This window comes from Parabacteroides sp. AF27-14 (genome assembly GCF_003635425.1).
GTDB classification, from domain to species: Bacteria; Bacteroidota; Bacteroidia; order Bacteroidales; family Tannerellaceae; genus Parabacteroides; species Parabacteroides distasonis.
The window spans coordinates 464,316-485,069 of sequence record NZ_QTLZ01000001.1; the positions used below are offsets into that span (position 1 = coordinate 464,316).

General features: G+C 47.4%; 14 protein-coding genes. 11 read left to right on the plus strand and 3 right to left on the minus strand.

From position 1 onward, the window contains the following. Positions 1 to 3 precede the first annotated feature (3 nt). Positions 4 to 2,331, minus strand: coding sequence for a TonB-dependent receptor (locus DWY79_RS02030; RefSeq protein WP_122368767.1), 2,328 nt, complete (start codon positions 2,329 to 2,331; stop codon positions 4 to 6). Between the two features lie 175 nt (positions 2,332 to 2,506). Here DWY79_RS02030 and DWY79_RS02035 point away from each other — a divergent pair, with 175 nt between their 5' ends. Beyond that, positions 2,507 to 3,907: a sodium:alanine symporter family protein gene (locus DWY79_RS02035; RefSeq protein WP_122368753.1), complete on the plus strand. Its 1,401-nt coding sequence runs from the start codon at positions 2,507 to 2,509 to the stop codon at positions 3,905 to 3,907. Between the two features lie 20 nt (positions 3,908 to 3,927). Beyond that, positions 3,928 to 5,136 carry an acyloxyacyl hydrolase gene (locus DWY79_RS02040; RefSeq protein ID WP_057328949.1) on the plus strand — a complete coding sequence of 403 codons (1,209 nt, stop codon included), beginning with the start codon at positions 3,928 to 3,930 and terminating at the stop codon, positions 5,134 to 5,136. Between the two features lie 2 nt (positions 5,137 to 5,138). Here the strand turns inward: DWY79_RS02040 and DWY79_RS02045 are convergent, their stop codons facing one another. After that, positions 5,139 to 6,359, minus strand: coding sequence for a pitrilysin family protein (locus DWY79_RS02045; RefSeq protein WP_122368754.1), 1,221 nt, complete (start codon positions 6,357 to 6,359; stop codon positions 5,139 to 5,141). Between the two features lie 174 nt (positions 6,360 to 6,533). On the opposite strand from DWY79_RS02045, the gene DWY79_RS02050 reads away from it, so the two are divergent. The 9 genes from DWY79_RS02050 to DWY79_RS02090 all read left to right on the plus strand — a co-directional run bounded on the left by DWY79_RS02050 (position 6,534) and on the right by DWY79_RS02090 (position 18,473). Beyond that, positions 6,534 to 8,102, plus strand: coding sequence for an ATP-binding protein (locus DWY79_RS02050; RefSeq protein ID WP_121962622.1), 1,569 nt, complete (start codon positions 6,534 to 6,536; stop codon positions 8,100 to 8,102). A gap of 4 nt (positions 8,103 to 8,106) precedes the next feature. Beyond that, positions 8,107 to 9,753, plus strand: a complete 1,647-nt coding sequence (locus DWY79_RS02055) for a M20/M25/M40 family metallo-hydrolase (RefSeq protein ID WP_122368755.1) — start codon at positions 8,107 to 8,109, stop codon at positions 9,751 to 9,753. Between the two features lie 94 nt (positions 9,754 to 9,847). Further along, positions 9,848 to 10,459: an SIS domain-containing protein gene (locus DWY79_RS02060; RefSeq protein WP_005860581.1), complete on the plus strand. Its 612-nt coding sequence runs from the start codon at positions 9,848 to 9,850 to the stop codon at positions 10,457 to 10,459. A 17-nt stretch (positions 10,460 to 10,476) separates the two neighbouring features. Next, positions 10,477 to 11,406 carry a carbohydrate kinase gene (locus tag DWY79_RS02065; RefSeq protein WP_005860579.1) on the plus strand — a complete coding sequence of 310 codons (930 nt, stop codon included), beginning with the start codon at positions 10,477 to 10,479 and terminating at the stop codon, positions 11,404 to 11,406. Between the two features lie 73 nt (positions 11,407 to 11,479). Beyond that, the gene (locus DWY79_RS02070; RefSeq protein ID WP_005863891.1) at positions 11,480 to 12,535 is read left to right on the plus strand and encodes a tyrosine-protein phosphatase; all 1,056 of its coding nucleotides are present in this window, start codon (positions 11,480 to 11,482) and stop codon (positions 12,533 to 12,535) included. Between the two features lie 123 nt (positions 12,536 to 12,658). Further along, complete coding sequence (locus DWY79_RS02075; RefSeq protein ID WP_048926899.1) at positions 12,659 to 14,431, plus strand: DEAD/DEAH box helicase; 1,773 nt, start codon at positions 12,659 to 12,661, stop codon at positions 14,429 to 14,431. Between the two features lie 120 nt (positions 14,432 to 14,551). Beyond that, entirely contained in the window at positions 14,552 to 15,592 is a 1,041-nt protein-coding gene (locus DWY79_RS02080; RefSeq protein WP_057327052.1) for a S9 family peptidase, read from the plus strand. 27 nt (positions 15,593 to 15,619) lie between these two features. Next, positions 15,620 to 17,230 (plus strand): dipeptidase, encoded by a 1,611-nt coding sequence (locus tag DWY79_RS02085; RefSeq protein WP_057327051.1) that lies wholly within the window; start codon positions 15,620 to 15,622, stop codon positions 17,228 to 17,230. A gap of 73 nt (positions 17,231 to 17,303) precedes the next feature. Next, entirely contained in the window at positions 17,304 to 18,473 is a 1,170-nt protein-coding gene (locus DWY79_RS02090) for an aminopeptidase C (RefSeq protein ID WP_005860557.1), read from the plus strand. A gap of 139 nt (positions 18,474 to 18,612) precedes the next feature. Here DWY79_RS02090 and DWY79_RS02095 read toward each other — a convergent pair whose 3' ends face one another. Further along, the gene (locus DWY79_RS02095; RefSeq protein ID WP_005863884.1) at positions 18,613 to 20,745 is read right to left on the minus strand and encodes a S46 family peptidase; all 2,133 of its coding nucleotides are present in this window, start codon (positions 20,743 to 20,745) and stop codon (positions 18,613 to 18,615) included. Positions 20,746 to 20,754 lie beyond the last annotated feature (9 nt).

The following is a 20,754-nucleotide window of genomic DNA, read 5'->3' on the forward strand; positions in this document are numbered from 1 at the left end:
CCCTTATTTACTGGTACTCATTACCCCCGAGTCATTATCGGCATTATTCACTTTCTTCTGACCAGCGCTAAATTTACGGCCGAAAGAGAAGTTATAGGAAATCGTCGCCACAAACAAACGGGAACTTTCCTTGATGTAATTCGAACGGTGGAAAGAGGCGTATTGGTTCCAGTTCTCGGTCTCCTGCTTATAGTTATCCGTAAACGGATTAAAGACACGCAAGCCAATCATCAAGTCTTTATGCCTATAACCGAGCTGGATTCCTTGGATATTCTCACCCCCACTCATCGTCTCGCCCTTAAACCAGTTCCAATTCGTCATCAACATATACATGAGTGACCAATTTTTCCAAGTAACGGAAACATTCGCGTCGCACCACCAGTTCGTATATCGATGCGTGTAGGTATTACCGTTACTCATATAATGGTTCATACCACCATTGACAGAAAATTGCAAGATGTCCTTGATCGGACCGACCCGCAAGTTGACGGAAGCGACAACCCGTTGCCAGTTTTTCTGATTATCCCAAGTCTGGATGATCTTATTCCCTTCCAGATATTTCTCGTCCATGATAGCGTCCGGCTGATACTCATAAGCGCCCAAGGCATTCACGTAAAACAGACCTTTGCGAAACTCGTAATTCAATTCCGTATAATAACTCATATAAGACTTCAAGTTAGGATTACCCCGCTGTATTTGCAAGGAATCGATCACTTGGTCGATAGCGCTCAGCTCACCCAAAGAAGGAGTCACATTTCCCATCGTTGATTTCAAACGGATGGAAGATTCCCCGGGCAAAGCATAAAACAAGGTCAACCGAGGACTCACCGTATAACGTTCATAATCCGCATCCTCACCCCGTTGGCTATAAGACGATCGATTCACGGTCACACCCAATGAGTAATCCAGTTTTTTCACCTTTCCCTTGAATTCCGCATATACGGAACTCTCCATCTGTTCCATATGCGTCTTATAGTTATGCCCATTGATATAACTGTTATCCGAGAAAGATTGGTTATGGCGTAAACCGCCGCTCAACCGATTACCATTCGTTAATTTCTTCTCATAGATAGCCTCGCCGATAATCGAGTATTTATCACCATCCACCACATTATTCACATCAGTCAACAATTGTTCATGTTTACTCTCTTGATAGATACGGGTCGATTTCGTTTGGTTATAAGTCCCTACCACGTTAAACACCAAGGTCTGGTTATGCTTCAAATCCCGTTGGTAATACAAATCCAGCGCAGGAGCTTGATAGGCTGATCCCGATAGATCGATCATATCCACTTTATCCTCCGGATTCGCCTTATTCATCAAGACTCCTTGATAATCCCAATGCGGTTGATGATTATTCCGGTAGCGGAACGTGGCGTTAAACATATACTTATCCGGCTTTTGATAGCTATAGTTCACATTCAGGTTATGCATGAACAAACGAGCGCGCGAAGGTTCGCCTATTTCCACACGGTTCAAGGTCGTTCCATTCGCTAAATGGAACTCTTCCTCGTTATTCCGTTTCATTCCATAGAAATCACGAGGACCGATCCGATAAGAAGCGCCCCATTCCGAGTTCTTATGATTGATCTTTCCCCAAGCATTATGTTCACCCCACATGGAATTGATACCTTGCGCCATGTCCAGACCGAAACTACCTCCCGTATCCGGCCGGCGAACGATATAATCCAGCACGATATCGGCATTGCCGTAACGCAAGCCCGGGTTATCATGATATTCTATACGGATGATATCCGAGGGATTCAAGGCCTTGATCTCATCCTGTTCCACCTTCACGCCATTGATACGCACTTGGACTACCCCATTTCCCGTGGCCTTGATCTCACTGTTCAACAAATCCACCTGCACTCTCGGTAGCATCATCTGCTGCAACAAATCCATGCCGTTTCCCGAAGCCTTCATCTGGCGCTCCGATGGGAAGACCACTTTTTTATCGGCATGGCTCGTCTGGGCAGAGGCGCTAACCGTCACCCCGTCTAAGGATACCGCATCATCATTTAAGGATATTTCTCCCAAAGAAATATTCTTGGACAAGCTTTCCAAGGAAATATACTCCGTCTTAAAGCCTAGACTAGAGACAGATAGAATATAACTCCCTTTTTTAATCTTATTTAATAAAAAATGCCCCTTCATATCCGTAGTCGTACCCGCTACAAAAGAAGAGTCCATTGTTTGCAATACCACATTTGCAAATTCCAAGATTTCTTTGTTGCGAGCGTCCCGCACCATTCCCTTTATCTCCAAGTTCTGAGCAAAAGCTCCCTGTACCATACCGCCTAGCAGTATGATCCAAATCATCATCCGTTTCATTTTTATCGTATTTTTTCCGAATATAGCAGGGTGGCCTTTCCCGCTTATCATTTGTTTCTAACTATAAGACGACAGCCGTTTGGAAAACGTTACAAGAAAATGATAAAAAAATAATATTTCGATGAATTTGCTTCGTAGATACGTATCTTTGTAACCAAACAACAGATTATAAATCATGGAGCTATTGAATAATTGGATCAACGGAGTCAACGATATATTATGGTCATACATCCTTATTATCATGTTATTGGGATGCGCCGTATGGTTTACGATAAAAAGTAGGTTCGTGCAATTCCGCATGATTGGCGAGATGATCCGATTATTAGGCGATTCTGCCGGGAAAGGAGAAAAAGGGGAAAAGCATATCTCCTCTTTCCAAGCCTTCGCCGTATCTTTAGCCAGCCGTGTAGGAACCGGAAACCTAGCCGGTGTAGCGACAGCCGTAGCGATCGGCGGACCCGGATCTGTATTCTGGATGTGGCTGATCGCTTTATTGGGTTCTTCCAGCGCATTCGTGGAGTCTACGTTAGCTCAATTATATAAAGAAAAAGGGAAAGACTCGTTCATTGGCGGTCCCGCTTACTATATGCTACATGGTTTGGGGTTACGATGGATGGGCGTATTATTTGCCGTATTGATTTCGATAACCTTCGGTTTTGCCTTTAATTCCGTACAAAGCAATACGATCTGCGCAGCTTGGGAAGGCGCTTTTGGCATCGATCATGCTTGGATCGGAGCGATTCTTACGGTACTTACGTTAATCGTCATATTCGGAGGTATTCAGCGCATCGCGAGAGTAAGCAGTATTGTCGTACCGGTCATGGCATTAGGATATATAGCATTGGCGTTGGGAATCGTACTGTTTAATATCACCCGCCTACCCGCTGTTATAGAAACCATTCTGTCAAACGCTTTTGGTTGGGAACAGGCGATAGGCGGTAGTGTCGGAGCGGCGTTGATGCAAGGGATTAAACGAGGTCTATTCAGTAATGAGGCCGGTATGGGATCGGCACCGAATGTAGCGGCTACGGCGCATGTCTCCCATCCGGTCAAACAAGGATTGATCCAAGCATTAGGCGTATTTACCGACACGCTGATTATCTGTACCTGCACGGCGTTCATCATCTTGTTTAGCGGAGCGCCATTAGACGGCTCCATCAATGGAGTCCAGCTCACGCAACAAGCTTTGAGCAATGAGGTGGGCAGCATCGGCAGTACGTTTGTCGCTTTAGCGATCCTTTTGTTCGCGTTCAGTAGTATTATCGGTAATTACTATTACGGAGAAGCGAATATTCGTTTTATCACGTCCAAGAGAAGTGTCTTATTTATGTATCGTATATTAGTCGGTGGAATGGTCATGTTCGGCGCGTTGGCTAGTTTAGACTTGGCTTGGAGCCTAGCGGACGTGACCATGGGACTGATGACGATCTGCAATTTGATCGCGATCTCATTGTTGAGCCGTCAGGCGTTCCTATTATTACAGGATTACGTAGCCCAAAAGAAAGCGGGTATTAAAAGCCCTGTATTCGATAAGAACAAGATACCCGAGTTGAAAGACAAAGCGCAGTGTTGGTGATCAGACAAACGTATTGAAGTATGATAAAAAGCAAGATGATAAGCTTTTACATAGCGGTCATGATGATATGGACCTGTACGGTAAAAGCTCAAGATGATAATAAATCCCTAATCCACAAAATTGGATTCGACGTACGTCCCTCGTATGTCGCCCCGACTAGCAAATTCCTAAAAGATGATGGCTATGGAAACGGGCTTACTTTACGTAAGGCGGCTTCATTCCATTTGAAATACGGGTTCCAACTGAATCCTAACTCTAAGGAGGGCCAGCTCTATCCGCACACTTACCAAGGAATAGGCATCTCTTATAATACCTTTGGCAATCGGCAGGAAGTAGGTAATCCTTGGGCGGCATATGTTTTCCAAAGCTCCCGCATCGCCAAGATCTCTTCCCGGTTATCCTTCGATTATGAATGGAATTTCGGAGCCTCATTCGGGTGGCATCCGTATGATGAAAACAATAATTACCGTAATAAGATCATCGGTTCTAAGATCAATGCCTATATCAATCTGGGATTTTTCCTCAACGCGAAACTATCCCGTTATTGCAACCTGCTCGTCGGGGCGGATTTAACGCACTACTCAAACGGAAATACTCATCTTCCGAATGCGGGATTGAATACGATTGGCGGCCGGATCGGACTCGTCTACACGCTCAATCCTATCGAGGAAAGCCATCATGAGATAGGTACCGCACGTTCCTTACCGGCAAATCAATTATACCTCTCCAGCTTTTGGCAACGTGTCAGTTACGATGTCATCCTATATGGCGCGACCCGTGCTAAGGGAGTTATGCTAGGTGATGAGGCCCATATTTTTCCAGGTCAGTTCGGCATCCTCGGATTTAACCTCAACCCGATGTACAAATTCAACCGGTTCCTAAAAGCAGGTATCTCCCTAGACGGCCAATATGACGAAAGCGCGAATATTTATTCCGACGAGATCATCCAAGTCGGCGAAGAACCCCGATTCTACCGCCCGCCCCTACACGAGCAAATCGGTATCGGCCTCTCCGCCCGTGGCGAGTTCACGATGCCATTCTTCTCGATCAATATAGGAGTCGGACATAATTTATTTTACAACAAAGGCGATCTGAAAGGATTATACCAGATCCTAGCCCTCAAGGTATCAGTCACACGAAATTTATTCCTGCATGTCGGATACCAACTGCACAAGTTCCATAATCCGAATAACTTGATGCTGGGGGTTGGGTATAGGTTCCATAATTAGCCTCACTCATAAATCAAGCAAAACAACCGTTCCGGCGCAAGTACCTCATTAGCCACCTCAAGGATTTGCCCGGCGGTTATTTTCTCAATCTGGGCGAATACTTCGGGGAGAGTATCGTAACGGTTGTAATGGAGGTAGCTTTTTCCTAAGCCAAGGAAAAGGCCCTCCCGGTTATCGCCCGACACACCCAGTTGACCGATTACCTGCTTCTTGGCGGCGGCTAATTGAGTGGCGGACAGTTTTACGTCACGTAAACGGGCTAATTCCTTATGCACCAAACGCATCGCTTTCTCACGGTTCTTCGGGTCTGTCCCGAAATAGATACTGGCTAGTCCGGTATCGGTATAAGAGGTTATATTGGATTCTACGTTATAGACCAAGCCATGCTTTTCCCGCAAGGAGACATTCAAGCGGTTATTCATGCCCGGACCACCCAAAATATTATTCAACAAAAATAAAGGAATGCGCTTTTTATCGTGCATACTGAAAGCCCGGCCACCGATCAGTACATGGGCTTGATGGGTATCTTTATGGATCTGGCGTACGCAAGCCTCGATGGGGTCCGGAGCTTTCCGGATCCGTTCAGCCATCGGGAAAGAGATATCGCTTAAAGCGGATTCCGCTGATTTCAAGATCTTCTTGAAGTCTTTTCGTCCCATCGAGAAGAACACCATATTCTCCGGGGCGTAAAAACGACGCATGAAAGAACGACCGGACTCGGAGTCAAAGCGAAGAAGAGATTCCTCATCCCCTAAGATATTATGCCCGAGGGCATGACCCTTATAAAGCAAGTTCTCAAACTCGTCGAATATAAGTTCCGAAGGACTATCCTCATACGAATTGATCTCATCCAAGATGACATCTACCTCCTTCTCGATCTCCTGTTTGGGGAATTGGGAATGGAAAACCAGATCGGTCAATAGCTCAAACGCCCGGCCGAAATCCTCCTCCATAAAAATGGAATAAACAAAGGTCTCTTCCTTCGTAGTATAGGCATTCAACTCCCCTCCTACGTTCTCCATACGGTTCAGGATATGCCACGCTTTCCGTTTCTCCGTACCTTTGAAGATCATGTGTTCAACGAAATGCGCCAAGCCAAACTCATCCTCGTTCTCATCCCGTGTACCGGCGTTCACGGCGAAACCGCAGTAAGAGACCGGGGAATTAACCGGGAGATGTACCATGCGAAGTCCATTCGACAATGTATGAGCGATATAATCCATTTTCCTTCTTGTTTGTATCAGCCCGCAAAGGTACGAAAGACTTTCCGGAAAAACATGTACGTCTTTTTCAAAAAACATGTACGTGTTTCCGGAAAAAGACGTACGTGTTTTTTTCGATCTATTTGCCTCCTTGGAAAAAATACCTACATTTGTGTAAATTAAACAGATAAGGCTATGGGAAATATCGTCCGAAAATTACCGATAGGCATACAGAGTTTTGACAAACTACGTACAGAGAACTATTTGTATGTTGACAAGACCGAGTTCATTTATCAAATGGCATACCAAGGTGTCCCTTATTTCCTAAGCCGCCCCCGGCGATTCGGGAAAAGCTTGCTGCTATCGACATTCAAGGCTTATTTCGAGGGGAAGAAAGAATTATTCCGGGGATTAGCCATAGAGAAACTAGAGACCGAGTGGAAAGAGCATCCGGTACTTCATTTCAGCCTCAACGCCGAGTTGTACGATAGCCGCAAGGCATTGGAGAATATGCTGGAACGCCAGTTGAGGGAATGGGAAAAAATATATGATACCGGAGGAGAGGGTATCACCTATTCCGGACGGTTCATGACCATCATACGAAGGGCGGCGGAGATAACCGGAAGGAAGGTGGTCGTACTGATCGACGAGTACGATAAGCCATTACTTAGGAACCTGCACAACGAAGAGCTACAGAACGAGTTCCGGGAATTATTGACCGCCTTCTATACGGTCCTCAAAGATGCCGATCCTTGGCTGCGCTTCGTATTCATAACCGGTGTCACCAAGTTCGCCCAGGTCGGTATTTTTAGCAACCTGAATCATTTGAACGACATCAGCCTAGCCCCGCAATACGCGGCCCTTTGTGGCATGACATTGCCCGAGATCGAGGCGACTTTCCAGCCGGAGCTTCATGCCTTGGCCGAGGCGAATAAGCTTTCATACGAAGGTACCATCGAGAAAATTACACGCCGGTACGACGGCTACCATTTTGATTTCCGCAGCGGTATCGCCCTTTATAACCCGTTTAGCGTATTGAACGTGTTGAGTAAACAGGTCTTTTACGACTATTGGTTTGCTTCCGGTACCCCGACATTCTTGGCGGAGATGTTACGGAAAACGAATTACGATATACGGGAGCTGGACGGGATCGAGGTGTCCGAGGTATCCCTTTCCGACGATCGGGCGAACATCAATAATCCCGTGCCCATGATTTATCAAAGCGGATATTTGACGATCAAAAGCTATGACGAGGAATTTAGACTCTATACACTCGGATATCCAAATGAAGAAGTCAAATATGGATTTCTGAATTTTGTCGCTTCCATGTACGCTCATCTACCGGAGACAGAAACTCCATTTTACATTGGCCGATTCATAAAAGAACTCAGGAGCGGAAACACCGAGGCTTTCCTCACCCGCCTAAAGGCTTTCTTCGCCGACATACCCTACGAGCTGAATGACCGGACCGAACGTCATTACCAAGTGGTTTTCTACATCGTATTCAAGCTACTAGGGCAATTCACCGAGGCCGAGGTACGTTCGGCTCAAGGACGTGCCGATGCCATCGTAAAAACTCCTCGCTACATCTACGTATTCGAGTTCAAGCTGAGAGGTACGGCGGAAGAAGCGATCCGGCAAATCGACGATCGAGGCTATCTGATTCCTTATACGGCCGACGAACGGGAAGTAGTCAAAGTGGGGGTCGCTTTCGACGCAGCCACTCGCAACTTAGGTGAATGGCTGATTGAAAAAACATTGTAATTCTATGAGAAACATGAAAATAATAACCTGTTTACTAACAATCACTTCCTTGGTTTTTACCGCTTGTGGAGGAGGAAGTAATGATATAGAGAAAGCGAAAAGCGTAGCGACCACGGAACATTTAAAGCGATACACCGAGGCCATCTCGCATGACTCCTGCCAAGGCCGTAAACCATTCTCGGAAGGGGCCGACCGTGCGGTGAACTATATCGCCCGCCAAATGAAGGAAATCGGCCTGAAACCCATCAACGGAGATTCTTATCTCCAACAGGTTAATATCATATCCTCACGTACGCAATGCCCGAAGCCGATGGTCTTGAGTACCCCGGAAGGAAAGATCTCATTGGATTGGCTAGAGGGCTATACCGCTTTCTCCGCACGGATCGAGCCGGAGATCGATATAGACAACGCGGAACTGGTATTCGCCGGCTATGGGATCGTAGCCCCCGAGTATGGGAAAAATGATTTCGAGGGAATCGAGAACCCGCGGGATAAAGTAGCGGTCGTTATCGTAAATGACCCGGGACTCGGAAGCGACAACACGGATTATTTTAACGGTGATATCATGACCTATTACGGCCGTTGGATGTATAAATTCGAGGAGGGCGCCCGACAGGGATTAAAAGGAGTCTTGATCATCCATGAAGACCGGGGAGCGGGCTACCCTTGGTCGGTCGTACGAGCTTCCGCCCAATCTAAAATGTATGTGGACAGCGATAGCGATGCTTATCATTGCCCGCTAAACGGCTGGATCCAATTCAATGCCGCCAAGCAATTGCTAGCCGATAACGGCTACGACATTGACCAACTAATCGAGCAATCTAAATCGCCGGACTTCAAGCCCATCTCCTTGAAATCTACGGTAACCGTCTCGATGAGGAACATCTTCGACCGCCAGCAAAGCCCCAACGTAATCGGTTATATTCCCGGTAGCGGGAACACGGATGAGAGTGTTATTTATCTAGGCCATTGGGACCATCTAGGCTATGGAGCACCGATCAACGGCGACAGTATCATCAACGGCGCTACCGATAACGCCGTAGCCATCGCATGGATGCTCGAGATGGCACGTTGTTTCAATGCCTTGAAAGAGAAACCCCGCCGGAATATCGTCTTCCTCTCCCCTACTTGCGAGGAGACCGGATTCCTCGGTACGAAATACTATGTGGAGCACCCGTTGTTCCCGATCGATAAGATAGCCGCCGTAATCAATCTGGATGTCTTCCCGCTATGGGGCGAGAACAACGATGTCACGATCACCGGATACGGCAACTCCGAGCTGGATGATACTCTAGCCGAGCTAGCGAAGAAATACAACCGTTACATCATGCCCGACCCCGACGCTTATAACGGGATGTTCTACCGCTCCGACCATTTCCCTTTCGTACAAAAAGGCATCCCGGCCATGTTCGCCAAAGGTTGGAACGACAACCGCAAACAGGGTAAGGAGTGGGCCAAAGAGCATATCGCACGCTATTGGGCGGAAACTTACCACAAACCGACCGACCAGACCCATCCCGACACGGATGATTACAGTGGTCTGTTGCAAGAAGTACAATTATTCTTCGACCTCGGTTATAAACTGGCGCAAAATACCAGATACCCGAAATGGAAGCCGAAGTCCGAATTCGCAAACGTCTTAAAAAGATAAATTGTCTGAAATAGATGATGCCAATATCAGTAAATATAAATACTTTCGCGATCGTTATTCAGGCAGGAATGCCGTAAAACAATCAATCAACAATATGGTAAACGAAAATATCACCTCTTTATTGGAGCAGGAAGCGGAAGCGGTTCGCAACATACCCGTTACGCCCGGATATGAGGAAGCGGTATCGCTTATAGTGAAACATGTACACGACCTAGGTGGAAAACTGATCATGAGTGGAATGGGGAAAGCCGGGCAAATCGCCTTGAATATCGCTACCACCTTTAGCTCGACCGGTACACCTGCTTTTTTCTTACATCCCAGCGAGGCACAACACGGAGATCTGGGAATCGTATGCAAGAACGATATCATGTTATTGATCTCCAATTCAGGAAAGACACGTGAACTGGTGGAATTGGTAGATCTCACGAGGGGTTTGGTGCCAGACATGAAATTTATCGTTATCACCAGTAACCCGGATAGTCCTCTAGCCGCCGAGGCGAACGTATGCCTGTTGACCGGCGCTCCCAAGGAAGTTTGCCCGTTAGGCCTTACGCCGACTACCTCCACGACCGTCATGACGGTAATAGGCGATATCCTCGTGGTCGGAACCATGAAGCGTATCCATTTCACCAACAAGGATTACGCCAAGCGCCATCACGGGGGCTACTTAGGCTCCAAGAGCCGTGAGCTAAGCAAGAATGAATAACAAACCAGTATATAGTCATGAGAAAAGTCTTTGGTATAGGAGAAACCATCCTCGATATCATTTTCAGGAACGACCAGCCACAGAAGGCCGTTCCCGGTGGTTCCGTTTTCAACGGATTGATATCATTAGGTCGATTGAATGTCCCCGTATCCTTTATCAGCGAGCTGGGCAACGACCGGGTTGGCGACATGATTCGGGATTTCATGGAAGATAACCACATCACGACCGAGTTCGTAGACCGTTTCCCCGATGGGAAAAGTCCTATATCACTCGCTTTTCTGGACGACGATAAGAACGCTAATTATATCTTCTACAAGGATTACCCGGCGCAACGGCTGGAGGTGCCCCTGCCTAAGATCGAGAAAGACGATATTTTCGTGTTTGGCTCTTATTATTCCCTGAACCCGGTCTTGCGGACTCGTATGGTAGAATTTCTGCAATACGCCCAAGAACGGAAAGCGATCATCTATTACGATCCCAATTTTCGCAAGGCACACGCTCATGAGGCGATCCGCCTCATGCCTACCGTACTGGAAAATCTGGAATTCGCCGACATCGTCCGGGGCTCGGACGAGGACTTCCAGAACCTTTATGGCAAGAGCGACGCGCAGGAGGTTTACAAAGAGCATATTCAGTTTTATTGTGATCGTTTCTTAACAACTCACGGGGCAAACGGAGTCAATCTCCACACCCGTAATTTCACACGACATTTCGATTCCCCGCAAATCCAGCCGCTTAGTACCATCGGCGCCGGCGACAATTTTAACGCGGGTATTATCTACGGACTTCTAAAGTATGACGTACGCCATGCCGACCTTCCCTCTCTGGATCAGGATACTTGGGGAAAAATCATCCGCTGCGGAATGGACCTCGCCTCCGAGGTTTGCCAAAGCTATGATAATTATATATCCAAGGAGTTCGCGGCGAAGTATGTTAGTCAGTCTTAAATATCATTAATGAAGAAGCGGGAAAAACTTGTTTTACTATCTTTGTAAGGAAAGCTTATTATAATAGAAGACAATGTTAGGAAAGATTCTCTCTCTATTCGCCAGTGTGATCCTGTTAGTGGGTTGTTCCTCTAACGCGCCCGACATACGAGCGATTTGCCTACGTGATGACATCGGAAATTACGTGATAAAATGGGAAACCGATCCGGTAATGGAGGGGATTGTCAAGATGACCGTGTCCGACAACCCGGATCTTTTCACCAACGAGTCCCCGATCATTTACGCCAACATCAAGGATGGCGTGGCTACTTACATCACGAACGATAATATATCACGTAAGTATTTCCGCCTTTCTTTTAATGATAAATACGCACGGATCATCGGGGCACGCTCGGCGGTTATGGATAGTGTACAGAATTTCCGGGATCTAGGCGGTTATACCTCTACAAACGGGAAGACGGTGAAATGGGGCAAGGTATTTCGCTCCGGCGAGTTAAGCAGCTTGAGCGAATGGGACTCCATCCGATTGGATAATCTAGGGATCAAGACCATCATCGACCTCCGTACGAACCAAGAAACCCTCACCGCCCCTATCAAATATACGAAAGCAAATATCCTGCAAATCCCCATCTCGGTCGGCAAGATCGCCGATGCCCCCCAACGTGTTATCGAGGGACGAATGCGGAAAGGAGACGCCGGGGTATATATGGAAGACGAGTACCTGCAATTCGTGACAGATAATACCGATCAGTTCGCCAAGGTACTGGAACAGTTCCAGAACGAGGATAATTACCCCATTCTCATCAGTTGTTCCTACGGAAAGGATCGTACCGGGTTTCTCACCGCCATGTTACTCGCCGCCTTGGATATTCCCCGGGATGCCATCATGGAGGACTACTTGACTTCCAATCAATATATCGATACGAGTCATTTAGCTGATATCGTGAAACATCTCTCCACAGACGCCCAAGAAAGCATTACGGTATTCCTTACGGCCAACGAGGGACTCATGGACCTAGCTTTCCATAAAATCAAGAAAGAGTACGGTTCCACCGAGAAATATTTGTCGAAAGGATTACGTCTTACTGATAAGAAACGTGAAAGGCTAAAAGATATATTACTTTATTGATATGAATCCGAATTATTTACGTACCTTTGCGGCCACTGAATATTATCATATATACACAATCGCATTTTGAAAACATTTGAAGAATTAGGAGTTGCCGCACCGATATTAAAGGCAATTCAAGAGATGGGCTACGAATCGCCCATGCCCGTACAGGAAGAAGTGATTCCTTTCTTACTGGGAGAAGATAACGACGTAATCGCATTGGCACAAACAGGAACCGGCAAGACAGCCGCTTACGGCCTGCCGATCCTGCAAAAGATCAATGTCTCTCAATATCAGCCCCAAGCGCTTATCCTTTGTCCGACACGCGAGCTTTGCCTACAGATAGCGGATGATTTGAACGATTATTCTAAATACATCGATAACCTGAAGGTTCTCCCTGTATACGGAGGTTCCAGTATAGAGAGCCAGATCAAGACACTGAAGAGAGGTGTACACGTGGTAGTGGCTACCCCGGGACGTTTGATCGACTTGATGAACCGCAAGACGGTTGACTTAAGCAACGTAAAGAACGTCATCCTCGATGAGGCGGACGAGATGTTGAACATGGGTTTCACCGACAGTATCAACGAGATCTTGGCGGCTATACCGGAAAACCGAAATATGCTGCTCTTCTCCGCTACCATGCCGAAAGAGATCGCCTCTATCACCAAGAAATACATGAAGGATCCGAAAGAGATCGTCATTGGCAGGAAGAACGAGGGAAACAAGAATATCCGCGACATTTATTATATGGTTCGTGCGCAGGATAAATATCTCGCCTTGAAACGTCTAGCCGATTATTACCCGAACATCTACGGTATCATCTTCTGCCGTACCCGTAAGGAGACACAGGAGATCGCCGATAAATTGATTCAAGACGGTTATAACGCCGACTCCTTGCACGGCGAGCTGAGCCAAGCGCAACGTGACTACGTGATGCAGAAGTTCCGTATCAAGAATATCCAGTTATTGGTCGCTACGGACGTAGCCGCACGTGGTTTGGACGTGGATGACTTAACCCATGTAATCAATTACGGTCTGCCGGATGAGGTAGAATCTTATACCCACCGCCGCGGACGTACGGGCCGTGCGGGAAAAACGGGTATCGCTATCTCTATCTGCCACGTAAGGGAAAAAGGCAAGATTCGCGAGATCGAACGGATCATCAACAAGAAATTCGACAGGGGCGAGATGCCTACCGGTGAGCAAATCTGTGAGAAGCAATTGTTCAACTTGGTAGACCAAATCGAGAAAGTGAAAGTGAACGAGGAGGAAATCGCCAGTTTGATGCCTTCTATCTACCGTAAATTGGAATGGCTGGATAAGGAAGATATCATCAAACGTGTCGTATCCTTGGAGTTCAACCGGATGATCGACTATTATAAAGATAACGATGATATCGAGGTTGTAGACGAGAACGCTCCCCGAGAGAGAGGTAAACGGGGTGGCAGAGGCGAAGCGGAAGAAGGTTACACCCGTTTCTTTATCAACTTCGGAAAGACAGACGAGCTTACGCCTCCTCAACTTATCGAGTTAGTCAACAAGTGCGTACCAGGCAAGGTTCGTATCGGTCGTATCGACTTACGTGATAATTTCTCATTCTTTGAGGTAGAAGAGGGAGAAGCCAACCGTGTCATGGACTCGATGAACGGCTTCGAGGTAGACGGACGACGTATCTCCGTGGAACCGGCGCAAGCGAAAGGCGAGGGAGGAAAAGGTGGACGTAGTCCTCGTGGAGGCAGTCGTGGAGGCAATGGCTTCCGAGACAGACGGGATAGCGGTAGAGGAGGCAGAGACAGCCGCCGGGAAAGTGACCGTGGAGACCGTGGCGGCAGACGTTCCAGCCGTAGTGACGACAAACCGAAGCGCAAATTCTATGAGGACACTCCTCGTAGCAGGAAGAAACGCAAGTAACATACAACTTATACATAATTTATCAAAGAAGCGTGGTTCGTTTATTACGGATCACGCTTCTTTTATTGTATATTTACAGCCGGAAAATCACAGTCAATCACAAATTCAAAGATAAGTCACATGAAGACACTGCTTAAACATCTTTCCTGCTTTTGCCTCTTCTTTATATTCGGAGCAAACTATGCCATAGCGCAAAACTACCAACATGATTTTGACCAAGTCGTAAAGAAGGTAGATGACCTCCTATGGTACGAGAAAGTGGGCGACATCGCCCATATCGACAAAGTCTACCTTTGCGGCCCCGCCCGCTGGAAAGAAACGAATCCTACCGGGATGAGCGCCGGAAACGAACTGAAATTCTGGACTTATATCTTCATCCCTAAAAGTGTGGATCCCGACAAGAAATATCCTTTGATCGTTCTCCCGCATAGTGGCGTACACGCAGATTTCAACACGTATTACGCCCATATCGTCCGGGAACTGATCGCCCAGGAATACATCGTGGTCTCCGCCGAATACCGGGGTAGCACGGGGTATGGCAAAGCTACTTACGATAATATCGATTACGGAGGATTAGAAAACGAGGATGTCTACGTTAGTCGTAATTATATAGTAGAGAATTTCGATATCGTAGATGCCAATCGTATCGGTATCATGGGATGGAGCCACGGGGGAATGATCACACTGATGAACCTCTTCACCTACCCCGGTAAATATAAATGCGGTTTCGCCGGAGTACCGGTAAGCGACGTGATCATGCGCATGGGATATTCCACCGATGATTATCGGAAAATCTTCTCCGACGAAGGCCATATCGGGAAGACTCCCCGGGAGGATATGGCGGAATACAAACGCCGCTCACCGGTCTGGCATGCGGAAAAACTACAAGATCCCCTGCTCATCCATACCAATACTAGCGACGATGACGTGAACGTAGTGGAAGTAGAGCATATGATACGCGCTCTCAAGGCCGAAGGAAAGAAGTTCGACTACAAAATATTCGACCGTGCTCCCGGTGCCCATAGCTTCGACCGGACCGACACGAAACAAGCTTCCGAGATACGACTCGGCATCTACCAGTTCCTCGCCAAGCATCTAAAACCCAATAAGCCATTCAAATCCGTAAAAGACGTACGAAAAGCGGCCTACAAATTTAATTGATACAAACATCTAAATAACACAAGAAAGATGAAGAAACTTTTTACCTATGTTCTTATGCTTTGCGCCAGCCTATCCGTTTCGGTGGCGCAACAAATCCAGTATCCGGAGCCGATCTTGAACCCGGAGAGTTGTACGAGTATCATGGTCGGCAAAAAAGCCTCGGCGGATGGCTCCGTGATGACTAGCCACACCTGCGATAGCAATTACCGCACTTGGATGGATATCGTACCTTCCGCCTCGTACGATCACGATACGACAACCACGGTCTATACCGGACGTATGCATACCGAATATGACGAGGGAACCCGGGGGATGATCGCGAAAGGAACACTGCCCGAAGCGCGGTCTACGTATCAATTCCTCAACACGGCCTATCCTTGCCTGAACGAGAAGCAACTAGGCATCGGGGAAACAACAATCACCGGCCGGAAAGCCCTTGTCAACAAGAAAGGTATGTTCATGATCGAGGAACTTCAGCGAATCGTCTTACAACGTTGCACGACCGCCCGTGATGCCATCCGTGTGATGGGCGAGTTGATCGAGAAATACGGATATGGCGACTGGGGCGAGTGCCTTACGATAGCGGATCCAAAAGAGGTATGGCATTTCGAGGTCTTCGGCGAGGGTCCGGATAAGATCGGTGGCGTATGGGCGGCGATCCGTATCCCCGACGATCATGTAGGCGTATCGGCGAATATCCCGCGTATCTCTAAGGTCGATCCGAAAGATACGGACAATTGCATGGCTTCCGCCAACGTATTCGAGGTAGCCAAGCGCATGGGCTTCTGGGACGGAAAGAAACCGTTCCGCTTCTGGGAAGCGTATGGAGGCGGAAATTATTCCGGTGAGATGAAATCCTTCAGTATCCGTGAGTTCTTTATATTGAATAAATTAGCGCCTTCCTTACGTTTATCGTATGACGCGGAAGAACTTCCCATCAGCGTAAAGCCGGACCGGCAAGTATCCGTAACGGATGTGATGGCTCTCCTCTCCGAAACGTACGAGGGTACGGAATACGATATGACCCAGAACTTGAAAGTAGCCGTAAAGAAAAAAGATAGTAACGAGACCGATACGGTTATCAGTCCGGTAGCCAATCCTTGGATGACTCGGGATATGGTGAACATGTTGAATGGGTTAAAACCGGACGCCGTAAAAAGCTACCGTTTGGTTGCCGTACCACAATGCTCCTACTCTACCGTGATCCAGTTACGTGACTGGTTACCCAATGCGGTAGGCGGCGTGGTTTGGATGGCCTATGATAATCCCGGACAAAGCCCCCGCATCCCCATCTTCTGTGGGACGAAAGATCTCCCGGCTTGCTTCAAGGTTTGCGGACAGCACCGTTACCGGGAAGATGCCGCCGTATGGGCTTTCCGTCGTGCCAATAAACTCGCTACCGTACGTTGGGGAGCGACTAAAGATCGTATGAAAGCATCTATCGCCCATTTTACGGAGAAAGGGCAGACAGAACTTCCTTTCGTAGAGAGCCGTTACAAAGAGATTCTTACCCAACAAGGTGAGGAGGCCGCAAAAGAATACCTAACCGGATATACCGCCGATTTCGCCGGAGCCACGATGCTACGCTGGAGAGAAATGGGAGACTCATTCTGGACCCAATTCGAAAGAGGCTTCTAATCACCACATCCGATAGTAAAGACGAGGCACGCCCCGTCTCTACAATAATAATATAAACTTAAATTCATATACAATGAGAACATTCATTCTATCATGCGCCTTAGCGTTAGGCTCCTTGAGCACATTCGCTCAAGGCTACCAATTTACGGATGTAGTAAAGGTACCCGCCACGCCAGTCAAGAATCAAGCATCCACGGGAACCTGCTGGTGTTTCGCCACGACCTCTTTCATGGAGTCCGAATTACTCCGTATGGGAAAAGGGACGTACGATCTCTCCGAGATGTTTATCGTCCGCCAGAAATACATGAACCAGTTGCAGGATAATTATGTCCGCCAAGGTAGAGGTAATATCGGTCAAGGAAGTCTCTCCCACACCTTCATGAACGCTTTCAACCAAGTAGGTATCGTTCCTGAAGAGGTGTACTCGGGTATCAACTACGATTCCGACCGGCACAATCATGCCGAGATGGTAAAATACATCAAGGCGATCGCAACGACCGCCGTGGATATGAAAAAACGGAGCCCGGAATATTACAAACTAATCGATAACCTATTCGATACCTACCTAGGCAAGCTTCCGGAGAAATTCACCTATCAAGGCAAGGAATATACCCCGAAGACATTCGCCGCCTCCCTAGGGTTGAATATGGACGATTATATCGAGCTGACAAGCTTCACGCATCATCCGTATTACCAGAAATTCGAGGTAGAGGTTCCCGATAACTGGGAGCATGCGCAAATGTATAACCTACCATTGAATGAAATGATGGAAGTAGCGGATTATGCGTTGAATAACGGTTACACGGTATGCTGGGATGGCGACGTGAGCGAGAAAGGCTTCTCTTTCAAGAATGGCGTGGCGATCAACCCGGAGGTAAAGAAGGTGGAAGATTACTCGACTACCGACCGTGCTCGCTTTGAGAAAATGGACGAGAAGGAACGTCTGGAGGAAGTCTACAAATTCGAGAAACCTTTCCCGGAAGTAAACGTCACCCCGCAGGTCCGTCAAGAAGGCTTCGAGGCGTTCGTCACGACCGATGACCATTTGATGCACCTTACCGGCATCGCCAAAGATCAAAACGGCACGAAATATTATATCACGAAGAACTCTTGGGGAACCGAGCGTAATACTTTCGGCGGATACTTGAACATGTCCGATAGTTTTGTCCGTGCCAAGACGATCTATATCATGGTACATAAGGATGCGATACCAAAGGCAATCAAGTCTAAATTAGGCATTTAGAACTTCCCTATCGTATAGGATATTACAATGCCCATCGTAAGGTTGTTAGAATAGGCATTCAAAGCACCTTACAATGGGCATTATTAGCTCCTTAGAATGGGCATCCGCGAAAATCATGGATGCCCATCTCTTTTTTCTCTCATCGAACGAGCCTCAACTCTTCAATCAACCTTGGGCATTTACCCCATTTATCGATCATGAAAAGGACATAGCGGATATCTACGCCGATGCAACGTTGCAAATCCGGTTCAAAAGCGATATCACCACTCATCGCCTCCCAGTTACCGTCGAAAGCAAGTCCGATCAAACGGGCGTTTTTATCGAATACCGGGCTACCGGAATTACCACCAGTGATATCATTGTTCGAGAGGAAGCACAGCTGCAATTCCCCTTTTTCATTCGCATAAGGTCCGAAATCACAGCTACGAACCAGATCCAGTATCTCCGGTTGTACCCAGAACTCATCGCTCGTCGGGTCCTCTTTCTCTAGGATACCTTTATCCGTTGAGTAATAATTGTACCATGCGGCATCATAAGGACGATACCCTCCGATAGAACCATAGCTTAAACGCATCGTGAAATTAGCGTCGGAAGACAAAGCTTTCTCCGGATACATCTCCTTCAAGCCCGCGAAATACAAACGTTCTCCCTTAGCGATATCATACTCCGCATCGCCCATCAACTGCTGTAACTGGAAGATAGACACCAATACGGACAAGCTCAGTTCCGCCGCCGGATCTTTTCTCAATTTCTCATATTGCTTCGGATTTCTCAACATCTCGGCGATCTTGTCGTACGACAATAAGGAAGTCTTCTTAAATACATCCGCCGCATATTTCTCATAATTTCCTTTATACTTCTTATCAACGCTCGTATAAATATCCGGCAAGAACTCCGGAGATACACGTTCTTTCGCGATCTTCATCATCGCGGCCAGTACCTTCTGATCCAAAGACGGCTCGTAATCCTTGAAGAACGGTTGGATACGATCCTCTAAAAAGACAGTAATCTCTTCCGGGGTAGCTCCTTCAATATCCACCGATTGCACCATACGGGCCAAACGAATAATCTCCGCTCCACTAGAAAACGCCTCATTCAAATAGGTCAAAGCCTCTCTATATTTATTGGTCGAGGTATATCCTTTTTCCAGCAAATTCAAGACCTCGCCATATTTAGCGCCCCGGGCCTGATCTTTCGCTACCCAATCAGCGAAGGCCGTCTCCTCCGCACGTTTACGTTCGATCACGTTTAGATTCGCCAATCCTTTATTCATACCGATCGAGTTCTTCCAATAATTGGAGCTTCCCGCATACTTAGAAGCATATTTGATACGTACAGCGTCGCTAGCCAACATCGCCTCTTTCCAGATGCCCTGCTTGATGCCACGCACCTCGATACGAGGCTTATTACTATTCTCGATACGCTGTTGCACGCCCCAAGAGCACAAATAACGATCCGTGCTTCCCGGAAAACCGATTGTCATGGCATAATCTTTATCTTGATAGCCTTGCATAGACACCTCCGCTACATATCTCGGGGTATAAGGCTTATTATCCGCGTTGTATTCCGCCGGTTTATTATCTGCGTTGGCGTACACACGGAATACGGAAAAATCACCGGTATGCCGAGGCCACATCCAGTTATCCGTATCGCCACCGAACTTACCGATAGAGCTAGGCGGAGCGAAAACCATACGCACGTCACGATAAACATCGTACACCACCAAGAAATATTTATTATTGCTATAGAAAGGGACAACATCAGCCGCTAGGAACTCATTATTTCCCACGGAATCACAAATCACACGACCGATAGAATCAGCCGCCGACAAACGCTGGAACTCATCCTCGATACCGGAGATCTGGCTGTTGATACGATCGCTCACGTCTACGGTCTCTTTCAGGTAACGTACCGTCAAGCCTGGAACCGGAAGTTCTTCCTGTTTACTTTGAGAGACAAAACCATCTTTCAGATAGTCGTGCTCCACACTACTCAACTGCTGGATGGCTCCGAAACCACAATGGTGATTCGTGAAGATCAATCCCTCGTTAGAGACCGTAATACCGGTACATCCCCCACCGAAGATTACCACGGCGTTCGCCACGCAAGGATCCGTCTCACTATACAACTGATCATAGGATGGGGTAAAACCCAACTCAGCCATTCTCGCCAAATTCTGCTTATTTAATTCCTTCAGCACCCACATGCCCTCATCGGCATATAACTGGCCGGAAGCGGCTAAAAGCAACAAAGCCGCCCACACTCTTTTCATCAACTTCAT